Genomic DNA, 16,067 nt, shown 5'->3' on the forward strand with positions numbered 1-16,067 from the left:
GCATGATGACCAACCCGTTCGACGACCCCGACGGCACGTTCCGCGTCCTCGTCAACGCCGAAGGCCAGCACTCGCTGTGGCCGGCGTTCGCCGACGTGCCCGCCGGCTGGACGACGGTCTTCGGCCCGGAGTCACGGTCGGACTGCATCGGCTACGTCACGGCCAACTGGAAGGACATCCGCCCGCGCAGCCTGCCCGCCTGACCCGGGTCACGTCTTCGGCAGGGACGGCCGGGCCGCGAAGAAGCGGGCCATCAGCCCGCTCGCGTAGTCGGGCCATTCGTGCCCGCCGCCCTGCTTCGTGCACAATGCGACGGCGAGCGGGCCGGGGCCCGTCCCGACACACCCGTCCGGACCGCCCGGCACCGGCCACGACAGCGCGGGCAGCTTGTCGACCCAGCGCCAGAACTCCATCACGATCTGGACGGCGATGAACGGGAAATGGACGTCCGCGTCCATGTTCCCGCCGCCCGTGTAGGGGACGGACGGGTCCAGCGTTCCGTGGAACGCCAGCACCGACACCGGCTTCTCCGGCGTGCAGCCGATGGCGAGCGCGCCCGACACCACGGCGATCCCGGCGAGCCGCCCGGACCGCTCGCACGCGTAGCGGTAGGCCATGCCGCCGCCGTTGGAGAAGCCGGTCATGAACACCCGGCGCGGGTCGGCGACGCCCTGCTCCGCGAGCGTGTCGATCAGTTTGTCGAGGAACCCGACGTCGTCGATCCCCGCCCAGCGGGCGAACGAGCAGCAGGCCCCCGCGTTCCACGTGCCGAGGAAACCGTCCGGGTATGCGACGGCGTACCCTCCGCGGTCGGCGACCTCGTCGAGCCCGCTCTGCTTGCGGACGTAGTCGGCGTCGTTCAGGCCGCCGTGCAGCGCCACGATCAGGGGCAGCGGTTCACGGAGCCTGCCCGGTGGTACGTGCAGCAGGTAGGGGCGGTCCCAGCCGCCCATGGCGATCGTGTGCTCGGTCGTTCCTGGGGCGTCCTCGGACGCCCCGGCGGGCAGGGGGTGGGCGATGAGCGCCGCGAGCAACGCCGCGATCACCGCCGCCCGCGCGGCGATCTTCATAGCGTGATCCAACGCGCTCGGGGCACGCCGGGCTACGCACCCGCACGCACAAAAGATCGGCGTCTTTTGGCACCGGACGCGCAGCCGCCGCGAACCAGGGCCGGACCGGCCTCCCCGCGCCCACCCCGCCAGGCTCTTCCGGGGCGCCCCGCCTCGCCGAGGGCGGGGCCCGGCGGCGAAGTGCGGGTTCGTGATCGCCGAGGGGCGAAGCCGGTCCACCGATCGAAATGGCGACGACTTTCACCATTGAAAACCGACCAGTCGGTATGGTCTCATCTACATGCGGATACCCGCCTGGCGGCGGCGCGCGCCGGGGACCCGGCCGGGCGCAGTCGCGCGCAGGTCCGCCCCGGCATCCTGCGCCATACCGACCGGACGGTACAAGGGCTTGGATCGTTGAGGAGACACATTGCGGGTGTTCGACGACGGCGATGTCCCCGGGCTCGCGCTGGACCGCTTCCGCGGCTTCTTCGCCCGCGCCCGCCCGGGCGCCGCCGCCGGGCCGCTGCGTGCGCGGGTCATCGAGGGCGGGCGGTCCAACCTCACCTACGAGGTCACCGACGGGCGGAGCTCCTGGATCGTCCGGCGTCCGCCGCTCGGCCATGTGCTCGCCACCGCCCACGACATGGCGCGCGAGTACCGGGTGCTGACGGCGCTGGCCGGGACCGGCGTGCCCGTTCCCGCGACCTACGCCCTCTGTGAGGACCCGGACGTCATCGGCGCGCCGTTCTACGTGATGGAGATGGTCGAGGGCGTCCCGTACCGGAGCGCGGCGGAGCTGGAGCCCCTCGGCGCGGAGCGCGTCGGGCGGATCGCCGAGCGCATGATCGACACTCTGGTCGAGCTGCACCGCGTCGACCCGGAGCAGGTCGGCCTCGCGGACTTCGGACGCCCGGAGGGGTTCCTCGCCCGGCAGGTGCGGCGCTGGAAGAGGCAGCTCGACGCGTCCCGCAGCCGTGACCTCCCGGCCGCCACCGAGCTGCACGCGCTGCTGGAGGCGAACGTCCCGGCGGGGGCCACGCCCGCGATCGTGCACGGCGACTACCGGCTCGACAACCTGCTCGTCGACTCCGGAGACCGGATCGCCGCCGTCCTCGACTGGGAGATGGCGACGCTCGGCGACCCCCTGACCGACCTGGCGTTGCTGCTCGTCTACATGCGGCGCCAGACCCCCGTACCGGGAACGGCCGACGCGTCGAGCGCGCCCGGCTTCCCCGCGCCGGACGACGTCCTCGCCCGCTATGCCCGCCGGAGCGGACGGGACGTGTCCGCGATCGGCTTCTACGTGGGGCTGGCGTGCTTCAAGCTCGCCGTCATCTCCGAGGGGATCCACTACCGGTACATCCACGGACAGACCGTGGGGGAGGGGTTCGAGACGGTGGGCGACGCCGTCGAGCCCCTGCTGCGCTCGGGCCTCGCCGCCCTCGACGGGCGGGTCTAGGAACTGGTCCGCCCCGGACCGCTCCATCACATCCTCCCAGGTAGACCATGGTGCCGGCCGGGCGAGTGACACTTCACGCCCTGTAGGCGCTGTGCATGGTGAGAGCCGGATCGCGGACCTGCCGGCGGGCGTGCAGGAGGGGAGCCCGCGCGTCAGCCGCATGCCGGTGATCTGCCGGCGGGCTGGACGGTTCCGCGGCGCCGGGGCGGACGCCGCGGAACCGTCCAGCCCGCCGGCCTCTCCGGCCCGGGCTCCGTACCCCCCATTGCATACCAACCGGTCGGTATGTTGTCATCGTGGCGTTCCCGGAAGGACGCGCGTCCGCCGCGCGGGCGCCCAGCGCACGGAGGTCACCCGGATGAGGACGTTCAACGGCGTGGACGACTACGAGAAGGCCGTCGGAACCCACCTCGGCCACAGTGAGTGGCACACGATCACGCAGGAGCAGGTGAACCTGTTCGCGGACGCGACCGGCGACCACCAGTGGATCCACGTCGACGCGGAGCGGGCCGCGCAGGGGCCCTTCGGCGGGACGATCGCGCACGGCTACCTCACCTTGTCGCTGATCCCCATGCTCGCCGCGCAGATCTACCGCGTCGACGGGCTGCGGATGGGCGTGAACTACGGCGCGAACAAGGTGCGCTTCCCCGCGCCCGTGCCGGTCGGATCCAGGGTCCGCGCGGGCGCGGAGCTGCTGTCGCTGGAACGCGGCCCCGCCGGCGCCCGCGCCACCGTCCGCGTGACGATCGAGCGCGCGGACGGAGACAAGCCGGTCTGCGTCGCCGAAATCCTTTCCGTCCTGGTCGACTGACCGCGGCGGCCTGCCGGAGCGTTGACGAACGGCCGGGCTGAAAATATGGTGAACCGACCGGTCGGTATGTGTGAAGAATCGTGCGGGCCGGTACTTCTTACGGCGTCACGGGTCTTCTCGGAGAATTGCCATGATCCTCAGCACGATGCAGGACTTTCCGTTGTCCGTCGCCGCGATCCTGCGGCATGGGGCGCGCATCTACGGCCGCAGCGAGTGCGTCACGTGGACGGGCGGCGGCACGCCCCGGCGGGCCACCTTCGCGGAGATCGCCCGGAACGCCGAGCGGCTCGCGTCCGCCCTGGCCGGGCTCGGCGTCCGGGAGGGCGACCGGGTGGCGACCTTCTGCTGGAACAACCAGGAGCACCTGGAGGCCTACTTCGCGGTGCCCGCCATGGGCGCGGTGCTGCACACGCTGAACATCCGGCTGTTCCCCGAGCAGCTCTCGCACATCATCAACCACGCCGACGACCAGGTCGTCATCGTGGACGACAGCCTCGTCCCGCTGCTGGCGCGGGTCGTCCACGAACTCCCGGCAGTCGAGGCGTTCGTGGTCGTCGGCGACGGTGACGCCTCACCGCTGGAGAGCAACGGCAACGGCGCGCCCGTCCTGCGCTACCACGAGCTCCTCGCAGCCGAGGAGCCCGGCTACGCGTGGCCGGACGTGGACGAGCGCTCCGCCGCGTCCATGTGTTACACCAGCGGCACCACCGGCGACCCCAAGGGCGTCGTGTACTCGCACCGCTCCACGTTCCTGCACGCCATGGCCGTGCAGTCGGCGTCGCTGGTGGGCATCACCGAAGCCGACCGTGTCCTGACGATCGTCCCGATGTTCCACGTCAACGCCTGGGGCCTGCCGTACGGGGCGTTCCTGTCCGGGGCGACGCTGCACATGCCCGGCCCGTTCATGCAGCCGGAGCACCTCACGGCGTTCATCGCGGAGGAGCGCAGCACGCTCGCGTCCGCCGTCCCGACCATCTGGAACGGCATCCTCACCCTCGGAGAGCAGCAGGAGATCGACCTGTCGTCCCTGCGGGCCGGCACCTCCGGCGGCGCCGCCGCGCCCCGCGTCCTGCTGGAGCGGTTCGAGCAGCGGTACGGCCTGCGCATCATCCAGGGCTGGGGGATGACCGAGACCAGCCCGCTCGGCGGCATGGCGTTCCCGCCGCCCGGCGTCGAGCCCGGGACGGACGAGGACATGTACTGGCGGCTGAAGTCGGGACGCGTCGCCGCCGGGGTGGAGATGCGCATCGTGGACGACTCCGGCGCCGAGCTGCCCTGGGACGGCGAGGCCGTCGGCGAGATCGAGGTCCGCGGGCCGTGGATCACCGGCGCCTACCACCGCGACCCGGCGCCGCAGAAGTTCGACGACGGCTGGCTGCGCACCGGGGACATCGGCACCGTCGACGACCGCGGCTTCTACCAGATCACCGACCGGGCGAAGGACGTCATCAAGTCGGGCGGCGAGTGGATCTCCTCGGTCGAACTGGAGAACCACCTGATGGCGCACCCGGCGGTGGCGGAGGCCGCCGTCATCGGCATCCCCGACGCCCGCTGGGACGAGCGCCCCCTCGCCTGCGTCGTCCTGCGCCCGGACGCCGCGGCCACGCCCGGAGAGCTCGCGTCCTTCCTCGCGGACAAGGTCGCCCGCTGGCAGGTCCCCGAGTACTGGACGTTCATGGACGAGATCCCGAAGACCACCGTCGGCAAGATCGACAAGAAGCCCCTCCGCGCCCGCCACAAAGAAGAGGCACTCAAGGTCGAGCGCGTGGAACGCTGACCGGCGCCGGCCGCCTTGTGAGGGAACGCTACCCCTGGGAGGACAGGCCGTTGAGGAAGAGGTCCACGTAGTGTTCGCTGATGGCGGCCGTCTTCAGGCGGCCGCCGGGGCGGTACCAGGTGCCGATCTGGTGGACGGTGCCGAAGAAGAAGTGGACGGCGATGTCGGCCGGGGTCGCGCCGCGGAACGTGCCCTCGCGCTGGCCCTCCTCGACCAGGGCGCGGAAGCGCTCGTGGTAGCGGCGCCGTTCGGCGCGGACGGCCTCGCGGCGGTCGCGGGGGAGCAGGTGCGTCGAGCGGAAGAAGACGGTGAAGTCGTCCAGGTAGAGGAACGAGGTGTTGAGGACGTCGACCGCCGCCGCGCGGAGGCGCTCCTCGGCGGTTCCGGGGCCGTCGGCGATCTGCTCCAGGCGTGACATCTGCAGGCCGAGGAGCCGGTGGTAGATCTCGTAGAGGAGATCGTCCTTGGAGCCGAAGTAGTGGTACATGGCCCCTTTGGTGACGCCGGCGGCGTTCACGATCTCCTGGACCGAGGTGCTCTCGAAGCCCTTCTCGGCGAACATCCGGGTCGCCACGGCCAGCAGCCGGTCCGGCAGCGGCAGGTTGCCGGATACCCGGCCCGCGGGCGCCTGCGTCATCACTCCACCTCCAGCCGGGGAATGCCCCCCGGGTCTCGTGCCGCCCCGGCGCGGCCGCCCGCAGATCGCCGATCAGCCTACCGGGCCGAGGGTGATTCGGCGCGCTAGGTATCGGGACCTGCGATTTGGCTGTTGACCGGAGCCGCCCAGTGATTCTATCTTCATGGAACCGACCAGTCGGTATGTGCATTCTGGCCTCGGGGGATTCGCGATGATTCGGCGGCGAGGTGAGGCGACATGCCCGGCTCCTCTTCCCTACTTGAACTTCGAGATGTGACGGTCCGCTTCGCCGGGCTCGTCGCATTGGACGGTGTGTCTCTCACGGCGCCGCAGGGCCGGGTCACGGGTGTGATCGGGCCGAACGGCGCCGGCAAGACGACGCTCTTCAACGTGGTGTGCGGGTTCGTCCGGCCGAGGTCGGGCGAGGTGCGCTGGCGGGGCCGGGTGCTCGGCCGGCATCGGCCGCACGACCTGACCAGGCTCGGCATCTCCCGCACGCTGCAGGGGCTCGGGCTCTTCCCGGGGCTGACCGTGCTGGAGAACGTGATGGTCGGCGCCGACCCGCACGCGAAGACCGGGTTCTGGTCCGGCCTGTTCGCGCTGCCGCGCGCCGACCGGGACGAGGCGGCCCTGCGGGAGCGGGCCATGACGCGGCTCGCGGAGCTCGGCGTGGCGGACGAGGCCGGGCGGCTGCCCGGGCAGCTGCCCTACGGCGTGCAGAAGCGGGTCGCGCTGGCCCGCGCGCTCGTCGCCGAGCCCGAGCTGCTCCTGCTGGACGAGCCGGCCGCCGGCCTGTCCTCCGCCGAGATGGACGAGCTGGCCGAACTGATCCGCGGCCTGCGCGGCGGGCCTGCCGTCGTCCTCGTCGAGCACCACATGGACCTCGTGATGAACGTCTGCGACCAGGTGGTCGTGCTGGACTTCGGCAAGGTCATCGCCACCGGGACGCCCGACGAGGTCCGCGACGACCCGGCCGTCCTGGACGCCTACCTCGGTGAGGAGGTCGCCGGTGCTTGAGGTGAAGGACCTCACCGTCCATTACGGCGCCGCCCGCGCGCTCGGCGGCGTGGACCTGTCGGTGGACGAGGGCTCGGTGACCGCGGTGCTCGGTGCGAACGGTGCGGGGAAGACCACCTTGCTGCGGACCGTCTCCGGGTTGCTGAGGCCGCGTGCCGGACGCGTCGAGCTGGACGGCCGCGACCTCACCCGGCTGCCGGTCGAGGACATCGTCCGGCTCGGCGTCGCGCACGTCCCGCAGAGCGGCGGCGTCATCACCGAGCTCACCGTCGAGGACAACCTTCGGCTGGGCGGGCTGTGGCGGCGCGACCGGGCGGCCCTCAACCGGCAGGTCGCCGACATGTACGAGCTGTTCCCGCCGCTCGCGGAGCGCCGCGCCCGCACCGCCGCCACGCTGTCGGGCGGCGAGCGGCAGATGCTCGCGCTGGCCCGGGCGCTCACCGGCGGGCCGCGGCTCCTGCTGGTGGACGAGCCGTCCCTCGGCCTCGCGCCGCGCGTGGTCGCCCAGCTCATGGCCGTGCTGCGGCGCCTGTGCGACGAGGACGGCCGCACGGTCCTGCTCGTCGAGCAGAACGCCCGCAGCGCGCTGTCCGTCGCCGACCGCGCGATCGTCCTGGACCTCGGCGCGGTGGTGGCGGCCGAGGCCGCCGCGACCATCGCCGCCGACGACCGCCTCCGCCACGCATACCTGGGGTTCTGATGGTCCGTTTCATCAATCTCACGCTCGCCGGCATCACCTCCGGCGTGGTGTTCGCGGCGGTCGCGCTCGCACTGGTGCTGATCTGGCGCTCCACCCGCATCGTGAACTTCGCGCAGGGCGGGATGCTGATGTTCACGACGTTCCTCGCCTGGAGCGTCATCGACAACGGCGGCTCCTACTGGCTCGCGCTCGGCGTCGCGCTCGCCTCCGGGCTGGTGCTCGGCGCCGTCGTGGAGCGGGTCGTGGTCCGCCCGGTGGAGAACAAGCCGCCGCTCAACGCGGTCATCGTCACGCTCGGGCTGTTCGTCCTGCTGCAGTCGGGCGCGGGCATGATCTGGGGCGACACGCCGCACTCCTATCCGCCCGCCTTCACCATCGAGGGCCTGTCGGTCGGCGGGACACGGCTGCTGCTTTCGCCGTTCGACCTGTTCGTCATCGGCGCGGTCGCCGCGGTGATGGTGCTGCTGACGCTGCTGTTCGTCCGCACCGACCTCGGGCTGCGGCTGCGGGCGTCGGCGTTCGCGCCGGAGATCGCCCGGCTGCAGGGCGTCCGGGTCGGCCGCATGCTGACGCTGGGGTGGGCGCTGGCCGCTCTCGTCGGGTCGCTCGCCGGAGTGCTGATCGCCCCGTCGGTGTTCGTCGGGCCCGCCCAGTTCGACTCGATGCTCGTCTTCGGATTCACGGCCGCGGTGATCGGCGGGCTGGACAGCCCGGTGGGCGCCGTCGTCGGCGGGCTGCTGCTCGGCTGCGCGCTCAGCTACGTGTCCGGGTACGTCAGCTCGGACCTGGTCACCTTCGGCGCGCTCGCCGCGCTCATCACCGTCCTGATGATCAGACCGAACGGCCTGTTCGCGGCGAGCACCGGACGGAGGGTGTGACACGGTGAGCACCGCTGCGCTGAACGTCCTGCGCCGATCGACCCTGACCCGCCACACGGCGGGCGCCCTCGCGGCGATCGTCGCGCTCTACTTCCTGACCACGGCCGTCGGCCCCTACCGCGACCTGCAGATCGCGCAGGCCGCCTACCTCACCTGCGCGGTCGCCGGCCTGACGGTGCTGACCGGGCTCGGCGGGCAGATCTCCCTCGGGCACGGCGCCTTCATGGCGGTGGGCGCCTACACCGCCGCGCTGGTCATCGGGCACTGGGGCTGGCCGCTCGCGGCGGTCCTCGCGGCGGCGGCCGGCGTCACCGCCGTCGCCGGAGTGGTGGTCGGCGCGGTCGCCGCCCGGCTGCACGGCCCCTATCTGGCCGGCGCCACCCTCGCCTTCGCCGTCGGGCTGCCCGGCCTCGCCAACTACAAGCCGCTCACCGACGAGCTCGGCGGGCAGAACGGGCTGACGGTCGTCCCGCCGGTCCCGCCAGCGGGGCTCGGTGAGACGTTCCCGCTGGAGCGCTGGCAGGCGTGGATCTCCTGCCTGGGCGCCGTCGTCACCCTGTTCCTGCTCGCCAACCTCACCCGCGGCCGGTTCGGCCGGACGCTGCGCGCAAGCCGCGACGACGAGATCGCCGCCGCGCTCAACGGGGTCCGCGTGGCCCGGCTGCGGATCGCCGCGACGGTCGTCTCGGCGGCCTGCGCCGGCCTCGCCGGCGGGCTGCTCGCCGTGGTCGCCACGCTCGCCGCCCCGGGCGCGTTCCCGCTCACGCTGTCCCTCCAGCTCATCGCCGCGATCATCATCGGCGGCCTCGGCAGCCTGTCCGGCGCCGTCTGGGGTGCGCTGATCCTGGTGTACGTGCCGACGTGGGCGTCCGACCTGTCCTCCTCGTCCGGCTTCTCGCACAACATCGCGTCGAATCTGCCCCTCGCCATCTACGGCCTCGTCCTCATCGTGGTGACGCTGGCCTTCCCGCGCGGCCTCCAAGGAGGACTGCGCGACATCGGCGGCGCCGTCCGGCGCCGCGCACGCAACAGACGCGACCCGGTCCCCGGACCGGGCGCATCACCATCGGGGCCTACCACAACGCACCCAGGAGGAGCAGATGAAGCGACCTCAGACAAGGCGGGCGCTCGCCCTGATGACCGCGGCGACGCTGGCGGTCGCGGCGAGCGGCTGCGGCGGTGACGGCGGGGACGGCGGAGGTTCCGCGCCCGGCGTCACCGCGACCACCGTCACGATCGGCAGCCACCAGCCGCTGACCGGGCCGGCCGCGCCCGGCTACAGCGCCAACTCCGCGGCGTCCAAGGCGTTCTTCGACTACGTCAACGCCAACGGCGGCGTGCACGGACGCAAGATCGTCTACAAGTACGTGGACGACGCCTACAACCCGACCCAGACCGTCAGCGTGACGCAGAAGCTCGTCCTCCAGGACAAGGTCTTCGCGATGTTCAACGGGCTGGGCACGCCCACCCACTCCAAGGTGGTCGACTACCTGAACGCCCAGCGCGTCCCGGACCTGTTCGTCGCGTCCGGCTGCGGCTGCTGGGACGAGCCGAAGAAGCACCCGCAGACGTTCGGCTGGCAGGTCGACTACATCCGCGAGGGCAAGATCCTCGGCGACTACATCAAGAAGACCTACGCCGGAAAGAAGGTCGCCTACTTCTACCAGAACGACGACTTCGGCCAGGACGGGGTGAAGGGCCTCGACAAGTACATCCCGAAGGACCAGGTCGTGTCCCGGCAGTCCTACCAGCCGGGCAACACCGACATCGGCGCGCAGGCCCAGGCGATCGCCCAGTCCAAGGCGGACGTCGTCGTGCTGTTCAGCATCCCCACCTACACGGCGCTGTTCCGGCTCGCCGCGCTGAAGCTGAACTACAAGCCGACGTTCGCCGTCAGCAACGTCGGGTCCGACCCGATCACCCTCACCGGGCTGCTGGAGAGCTTCGCCAAGAAGGGCGGCAGCGAGGTGAAGGGCAGCCCGCTCATCCAGGGCATGGTCACCGACGGCTACCTGTCCGCACCGGGCGACACCTCCAACAGCTGGACGGCGCTGTTCAAGAAGGTCCACGACCAGTACCTCCCGAAGCTGCCGTTCAACGGCAACATCGTCTACGGGATGTCGGTGGCCTACACCTTCGTGCAGGCGCTCCAGGCGGCCGGCAAGAACCCGACCCGCAAGGGCATCGTGGAGGCACTGGAGAAGTCGCACTTCACCGGGCCGGGCGTCGTCCCGTTCGCCTACAGCGCGGGGTCGCACGCCGGCTACACCGGTGCGGTGATCGGCACCATCAAGGGCGAGAACGTCGTGCCGCAGGGGCAGCCGATGACCACCGACGACGGTGACGGCCCGATCCAGCCGTACACGGGCTCGCAGCCGCAGGCGCCGGCCAACGGCGTCCCGGCCGCGGGCTGACCGAGCTCGCCGCCGTCCCGCGCAGCCCCCGGGCGCGGGACGGCGGCCCCCGGGCCCCGTCCGGTCAGGCGCGGACGACCTCGGGGCCCTCGGCGGCGAGGTCGGCGGCGAGGTCGGTGTCCAGCCCGGTGTCGGTGATCAGCACGTCGATGTCGGACAGGTCGCCGAACCGCACCAGATGGTCGTGCCCGATCTTGGTGCGGTCGGCGAGCAGCACCCGCCGCCGGGACGAGGCGATCATCGCCCGCTTCACCGCCGCCTCGGCCTGGTCGGACGTGGTCAGCCCGCGCTCCACCGAGCAGCCGTTCGTCGCCATGAACGCCACGTCCACCCACAGGTCGGCCAGCGGGCGCAGCACCCAGTCGTCCACCGTGGCGAGCGTCCGGCCGCGCACCCGGCCGCCCAGGATGATCACCGTCAGGTTGGGCCGGGTCGCCAGCACCGCCGCGTGCGGCGGCGAGTTGACGATCACGGTCAGCTCGCGGTCGGTCGGCAGCAGCTGGACGAACCAGGCCGTGGTGGTCCCCGCGTCCACGATGACCGACCCGTCGGCGGGCAGCTCCTCCAGCGCCGCCTTCGCGATGCGCTGCTTCTCCTCGGTCATCACCGCGTCCCGGGCCGCCAGCTCCGGCTCGAAGCCGAGCCGCTCGACCGGGATCGCGCCGCCGTGCACCCGCCGGATCGTCCCGGCGCGCTCCAGCACGGTCAGGTCGCGGCGGATCGTCTCGGTCGTGACCGAGAGCTCCTCGGCGAGCGCGACCACGTCCACGCGGCCCTTCGAGCGAGCCAGCGCGAGGATCGCGTGCTGTCGTTCCTCGGCGTACATGACCGTCGTCTCACCCGTCCCGTCCGTGTCGCGGTGCGCGTCCATTCTGCCGGTTTCGCGGGGGTCAGGCGGGCTGTTCGGCGTCCAGGTCGCGGGCGAGGAGCCCGGCCAGCTCCTCCAGCGCCCCGCCGGCCGCGTCGCCCTCGGCGGACAGGGTCACCTCGGTGCCCTGGCGGGCGCCGAGCGACAGCACGCCGAGGATGCTGTTCGCCGGGACGGGTGAACCGTCCCCGACCCGGATCGACACCGGCACCGGCTGCCGCGCCGCCGCCTGGACGAAGAGCTGCGCCGGGCGGGCGTGCAGGCCCTGCGCCGCGGCGATGACGACGTTCCGTTCGGCCATGGCCGTCTCCTTCAGGGTTCGATGGTGACCTTGATCGCGGCGCCCCGGGTGACGAGGTCGAGGGCGTCGTGCAGGGCGTCCAGCGGAAGCCGGTGGGTGATGAGGTCCTCGACCGGCACCCGCCCGGACCCGATCAGCTCCAGCGCCCGGGCGTTGTGCGCGGGGCTCGACCCGTTCGCGCCGACCAGGGACAGCTCCCGGTAGTGGACGCGGTTGGCGTCGACGGAGATGACCGGGGCGTCCTTCGGCAGCCCGCCGAACAGGCTCACCCGTCCGCCGGGCGCCATGAGCCGCTGCGCCTGCTCCTGCGCGGCGCCCGACGCGGCGGCGGTGATCGCGACGTCGGCGCCGCGTCCGCCGGTGCGTTCGAGGACCTCCTCGACCACGTCGGTGACGCTGCCGTCGATCGCGGCGTCCGGCTTGACGATCGCGGCGGCCTGGTGCAGCCGCTCGGCGTTGACCTCCACGAGGAACACCCGGGCGGCGCCGCGGGCCCGCGCGACCCGCACGTGCAGGCAGCCGACCGGGCCGGAGCCGAACACCACGACGTCGTCGCCTTCGCCGACCCGGGCCAGCTCCTGGCCGTTCAGCACGCAGGCGAGCGGCTCGGCCACCGACGCCTCGGCGAACGAGACGCCGTCCGGGATGCGGTTCACCCCGTCCACCGCGAGCACCTTCGCCGGAACGATCATGTACTCGGCGAACGCGCCGTCGTAGTGGTAGCCCATCGACTCCTGCGCGGTGCAGACCGTCATCCGGCCGCGGCGGCACTCCGCGCACGTTCCGTCGGGGATCGCGGCGATGACCTGGACGCGGTCGCCCGCCGTCCAGCCCTCCACGCCCGCCCCGGCCTCGGTGACCTCGCCGGCGATCTCGTGGCCCATCACCCGCGGCGGGACGATGTGGTGGTGCCCGAAACGGGAGATCTTGACGTCGGTCCCGCAGGTCGAGCAGTTGCGGACGCGGATCTTCAGCTCGCCGGGCCCGGGCGCCGGTTCGGGCGCTTCCTCCAGGCGGATGTCGCCGGGGGCGTAGAAACGGGCGACCTTCATACGGGATGTTCCTGTTCTGTCGGTTGCTGTTCTTGCGGTGAGAGCAGGGCGAGGACCTGCCCGGGCTCGGTGGCCTCGCGGAGCGCGCGTGCCCGGTCCGGGTCCATGAGCACCTGGGCCAGCTCGGCGAGGATCTCCATGTGGCCGTCGCCGCGCGCCGCGATCGCGATGCAGACGGTGACGGTGTCGCCGTCCCAGTCCGCCCCGTCGGGGAACCTCACCACGGCGAGCGCGTCGCGGTGGATGAGGTCGCGGCCCCCGGACGTGCCGTGCGGGATCGCGACGCCCTCGCCGAGGTAGGTGGAGATGGAGCGCTCCCTCTCCAGCATCGCGTCGATGTAGGCGGGCTCGACGGCGCCGGCGTCCACGAGCACCTGCCCGCAGATCCGGATGGCGTGGTCGCGGCCGCGGGCCCGGGCGTCGAGCCGGATCGCCTCCGTGGCGAGCAGGCCGGCGGCCCGGTCAGGCACCGACCTCACCACCGTCCTTGATCGCCTTGACCAGCCGGTCGACGGCGGGGTCGCCGAGGTAGACCTCGAACGGGATCACGGGGGTGTCCCCGGCGCCGCGCCGGGCGCGGGCGGCGAGACCGGTGTGGCAGACGACCACGTCGGCGTCGCCGGGGATCGCGTCGACGGGCGTGTGCTCGACCGTCACGTCGCTCTTCTTCAGCGCCTTGCGGAGCTGCCCGGCGAGCATGACGCTGCTGCCCATCCCGGCGTCGCAGGCGATGACGAGTTTGCGGATGTCCTTGCCGTTCATCGTGGATGTGCCTTCCGATGGTGGGTGGTCAGTGGGCGGTCGTTTCCTTGGCGGCACCGTCGCCGGAGCCCTTCGCCTCGGCGTCCTCCGGAGCGGCGGCGTCCTTCGCGGACGCTTCGCTCGGGCCGGCGTCCTGCGACTCGGCGTCGGTGGTCTCCCCGCCCGCGCCGTCGTCGCCTTCGGCGCGCGCCTCGGCGAGCCGGCCGAAGCCGAGCAGCGCGGCGCCGACGCCGAAGGAGACGGCGGCGGAGGCGAACAGGCCGGTGTAGACCCCGATCCAGTTGCCGACGCCGCGGGGCGTCTGCGCCAGGTAGGCGAAGATGCTGCCGGGCGACGGGGTCGCGACGAGGCCGACGCCGGTCGCCACGAAGATCGCGACGCCGGTCATGCCGCCCGCGATCGCGGCGAGGATCATCCGCGGCTTCATCAGGATGTACGGGAAGTAGATCTCGTGGATGCCGCCGAAGAAGTGGATGATGGCGGCCGCCGGGACGCTCGGGCGCAGCCGCCGCGGCCCGAAGAACCAGTAGGCGAGCAGGACGCCGAGACCGGGCCCGGGGTTGGACTCCAGCATGAACAGCACGGACTTGCCGTGCTGGGCGGCCTGCTGCACGCCGAGCGGGCCGAGCACGCCGTGGTTGACGGCGTTGTTCAGGAACAGCACCTTCGCGGGCTCGATGAGCAGCGACGTGAGCGGCAGGAGGTCGTGGTCGACCAGCCAGCTCACCCCGTCCCCGGCCCACTCGGTGAAGGTGTTCATGACCGGGCCGATGACCCGGTTGCCCGCGACCGCCATGGCGCCGCCGATGATCCCGGCGGAGAAGTTGTCGACGAGCATCTCGAACCCGGTCCGGACACGGTCCTCGATGAGGCCGTCGAACAGCTTGAGCAGGTACGCCGCCAGGGGGCCGACGATCATCGCGCCGAGGAACATCGGCACCTCGGCGCCGACGATGATGCCCACGGTCGCGACCGCGCCGACGACGGCGCCGCGCTGGCCGTGCACCATCCGGCCGCCGGTGTAGCCGATCAGCAGCGGCAGCAGGAACTTGATCATCGGGTCGACCAGCTCGCCCAGCTCCTTGTTGGGCAGCCATCCGGTCGGGATGAACAGGGCGGTGATCAGGCCCCAGGCGATGAACGCGCCGATGTTCGGCATCACCATCCCGGCCATCTTGCCGCCGAGCCGCTGGATGTTCGCGCGGAACCCGCTCCCGGTGGGCTCCGGGGTGTACGTGGTGGCCATCTCGGGCCTCCTGTCGATCGGGGGTGGGACTGCTCGCAGGGGTCGGGTGAACAGGGGTTTGATGAAAGGGGGTCAGGTGAGGAGGGGACGGGCGAGGTCGGGGCGCGGATGGATGCGGACGATGTCGCGCCGGACGTCGGCCGCGCCGGGCATCCGGCTCGCCGGCATCCGCACCGCCGCGGCGCCCCACGCGAGGGCCTCGGCGAGGGCGCGGGAGCCGCGGGCTCCGGCGGCGAGGAACCCGGCGAGCAGGGCGTCGCCCGCCCCGACGGTGCTGCGCGGCCGGGCGACGGGCGCCTCGCCGGTGAGGACCCCGTCGTCGTCGACGAGCACGGCCCCTTCCGCGCCGAGGCTGACCAGGACGGCGCGGGCGCCGCGCGCCCGCAGCTCCCCGGCGGCCTCGACGGCGTCGGCGACGGTGTCGACCGGGCCGCCGGCCGCCTCGGCGAGCTCCTCACGGTTCGGTTTGATCAGGTCGGGCGCGGCGGTGACGGCGGCGCGCAGCGCGGGGCCGCTGGTGTCGACCGCGACGCGGATGCCGTCCGGCGCGAACCGGCGGCACATCTCGGCGTACGTCGTCTCCGGGACGTCCGGCGGGAGGCTGCCGCAGCCGACGACCCAGCTGGCGGCGCCGGCCTCGGCCGCCACGACCGCGCCGACCTCGTCCAGTTCCGCGGGCGACAGCGGGCCGCCGGGCTCGTTCAGCTTGGTGACGACGCCGCCGGGCTCGACGATCGTGACGTTGGACCGGGTGCGCCCCGCGACCTGGACGGCGTGCACCCGCATGCCCTCGGTCTCCAGCAGCCGGCGCAGCTGGTCGCCGTCCGAGCCGCCCACCGCGACCACGGCGGTGGAGGCGACGCCGTTGGCGAGCAGCGCCCGGGACACGTTGACGCCCTTGCCGCCCGGGTCGAGCCGCGCGGACCTGGCCCGGATGACCGCGCTGCGGGTCAGCACGTCCACCTCGATCGTCCGGTCGAGGCTCGGGTTGAGCGTCACCGTCACGATCATGTGCGGGCCGTTCCGCGCTCCATGTGGTTTCCCTCCTGTTTGAGTTTGATTCTCTTGTTTTTATGCCCGTTTAGCGCCGAGG

The 16,067-nt window shown here is 72.3% G+C and carries 18 protein-coding genes; 9 read left to right on the top strand and 9 right to left on the bottom strand.

Annotated elements, in window-relative coordinates; all coding sequences use genetic code 11:
- Positions 1-5 precede the first annotated feature (5 nt).
- Entirely contained in the window at positions 6-203 is a 198-nt protein-coding gene (locus ACQPZP_RS20045) for an MbtH family protein (RefSeq protein ID WP_433479643.1), read from the top strand.
- A gap of 6 nt (positions 204-209) precedes the next feature.
- On the opposite strand, the gene ACQPZP_RS20050 is transcribed toward ACQPZP_RS20045, so the two are convergent.
- Entirely contained in the window at positions 210-1,070 is an 861-nt protein-coding gene (locus ACQPZP_RS20050) for an alpha/beta hydrolase family esterase (protein WP_433479118.1), read from the bottom strand.
- 409 nt (positions 1,071-1,479) lie between these two features.
- On the opposite strand from ACQPZP_RS20050, the gene ACQPZP_RS20055 reads away from it, so the two are divergent.
- From ACQPZP_RS20055 to ACQPZP_RS20065, 3 genes are all read left to right on the top strand, one after another.
- Positions 1,480-2,511 carry a phosphotransferase family protein gene (locus tag ACQPZP_RS20055; RefSeq protein ID WP_433479119.1) on the top strand — a complete coding sequence of 344 codons (1,032 nt, stop codon included), beginning with the start codon at positions 1,480-1,482 and terminating at the stop codon, positions 2,509-2,511.
- Between the two features lie 358 nt (positions 2,512-2,869).
- A complete protein-coding gene (locus ACQPZP_RS20060) occupies positions 2,870-3,322 on the top strand; it encodes a MaoC family dehydratase (protein ID WP_433479120.1) in 453 nt (150 codons plus the stop codon).
- A 130-nt stretch (positions 3,323-3,452) separates the two neighbouring features.
- Positions 3,453-5,099 carry a long-chain fatty acid--CoA ligase gene (locus ACQPZP_RS20065; RefSeq protein ID WP_433479121.1) on the top strand — a complete coding sequence of 549 codons (1,647 nt, stop codon included), beginning with the start codon at positions 3,453-3,455 and terminating at the stop codon, positions 5,097-5,099.
- 28 nt (positions 5,100-5,127) lie between these two features.
- On the opposite strand, the gene ACQPZP_RS20070 is transcribed toward ACQPZP_RS20065, so the two are convergent.
- Positions 5,128-5,736: a TetR/AcrR family transcriptional regulator gene (locus tag ACQPZP_RS20070; RefSeq protein WP_433469338.1), complete on the bottom strand. Its 609-nt coding sequence runs from the start codon at positions 5,734-5,736 to the stop codon at positions 5,128-5,130.
- Between the two features lie 237 nt (positions 5,737-5,973).
- On the opposite strand from ACQPZP_RS20070, the gene ACQPZP_RS20075 reads away from it, so the two are divergent.
- Genes ACQPZP_RS20075 through ACQPZP_RS20095 form a run of 5 tightly spaced genes read left to right on the top strand, consistent with a single transcriptional unit; the run spans position 5,974 to position 10,745 of the window.
- A complete protein-coding gene (locus ACQPZP_RS20075) occupies positions 5,974-6,753 on the top strand; it encodes an ABC transporter ATP-binding protein (protein ID WP_433479122.1) in 780 nt (259 codons plus the stop codon).
- The gene (locus ACQPZP_RS20080; protein ID WP_433479123.1) at positions 6,731-7,453 is read left to right on the top strand and encodes an ABC transporter ATP-binding protein; all 723 of its coding nucleotides are present in this window, start codon (positions 6,731-6,733) and stop codon (positions 7,451-7,453) included. The genes ACQPZP_RS20075 and ACQPZP_RS20080 overlap by 23 nt, the downstream gene beginning before the upstream one ends.
- Positions 7,453-8,331 (top strand): branched-chain amino acid ABC transporter permease, encoded by an 879-nt coding sequence (locus ACQPZP_RS20085; protein ID WP_433479124.1) that lies wholly within the window; start codon positions 7,453-7,455, stop codon positions 8,329-8,331. The genes ACQPZP_RS20080 and ACQPZP_RS20085 overlap by 1 nt, the downstream gene beginning before the upstream one ends.
- Before the next feature lie 4 nt (positions 8,332-8,335).
- Entirely contained in the window at positions 8,336-9,514 is a 1,179-nt protein-coding gene (locus ACQPZP_RS20090) for a branched-chain amino acid ABC transporter permease (RefSeq protein ID WP_433479125.1), read from the top strand.
- Positions 9,432-10,745: an ABC transporter substrate-binding protein gene (locus ACQPZP_RS20095; protein ID WP_433479126.1), complete on the top strand. Its 1,314-nt coding sequence runs from the start codon at positions 9,432-9,434 to the stop codon at positions 10,743-10,745. Before ACQPZP_RS20090 ends, ACQPZP_RS20095 begins: the two co-directional genes overlap by 83 nt.
- 64 nt (positions 10,746-10,809) lie before the next feature.
- Here ACQPZP_RS20095 and ACQPZP_RS20100 read toward each other — a convergent pair whose 3' ends face one another.
- From ACQPZP_RS20100 to pfkB, 7 genes are all read right to left on the bottom strand, one after another.
- Positions 10,810-11,571, bottom strand: a complete 762-nt coding sequence (locus ACQPZP_RS20100) for a DeoR/GlpR family DNA-binding transcription regulator (RefSeq protein WP_433479644.1) — start codon at positions 11,569-11,571, stop codon at positions 10,810-10,812.
- 64 nt (positions 11,572-11,635) lie between these two features.
- Positions 11,636-11,914 (bottom strand): HPr family phosphocarrier protein, encoded by a 279-nt coding sequence (locus ACQPZP_RS20105; RefSeq protein WP_433469344.1) that lies wholly within the window; start codon positions 11,912-11,914, stop codon positions 11,636-11,638.
- 11 nt (positions 11,915-11,925) lie between these two features.
- Positions 11,926-12,966 carry a zinc-dependent dehydrogenase gene (locus ACQPZP_RS20110; RefSeq protein WP_433479127.1) on the bottom strand — a complete coding sequence of 347 codons (1,041 nt, stop codon included), beginning with the start codon at positions 12,964-12,966 and terminating at the stop codon, positions 11,926-11,928.
- Positions 12,963-13,445, bottom strand: coding sequence for a PTS sugar transporter subunit IIA (locus ACQPZP_RS20115; RefSeq protein ID WP_433479128.1), 483 nt, complete (start codon positions 13,443-13,445; stop codon positions 12,963-12,965). Before ACQPZP_RS20115 ends, ACQPZP_RS20110 begins: the two co-directional genes overlap by 4 nt.
- Positions 13,429-13,728: a PTS lactose transporter subunit IIB gene (locus tag ACQPZP_RS20120; protein WP_433469347.1), complete on the bottom strand. Its 300-nt coding sequence runs from the start codon at positions 13,726-13,728 to the stop codon at positions 13,429-13,431. The genes ACQPZP_RS20115 and ACQPZP_RS20120 overlap by 17 nt, the downstream gene beginning before the upstream one ends.
- A gap of 28 nt (positions 13,729-13,756) precedes the next feature.
- Positions 13,757-14,974, bottom strand: coding sequence for a mannitol-specific PTS transporter subunit IIC (gene mtlA / locus ACQPZP_RS20125; protein ID WP_433479129.1), 1,218 nt, complete (start codon positions 14,972-14,974; stop codon positions 13,757-13,759).
- A gap of 72 nt (positions 14,975-15,046) precedes the next feature.
- Positions 15,047-15,973, bottom strand: a complete 927-nt coding sequence (gene pfkB, locus ACQPZP_RS20130) for a 1-phosphofructokinase (RefSeq protein WP_433479130.1) — start codon at positions 15,971-15,973, stop codon at positions 15,047-15,049.
- Between the last annotated feature and the right edge of the window lie 94 nt (positions 15,974-16,067).

Origin of the sequence: Spirillospora sp. CA-142024, from assembly GCF_050942325.1 — a bacterium.
In the GTDB taxonomy this organism is placed as follows: domain Bacteria; phylum Actinomycetota; class Actinomycetes; order Streptosporangiales; family Streptosporangiaceae; genus Spirillospora.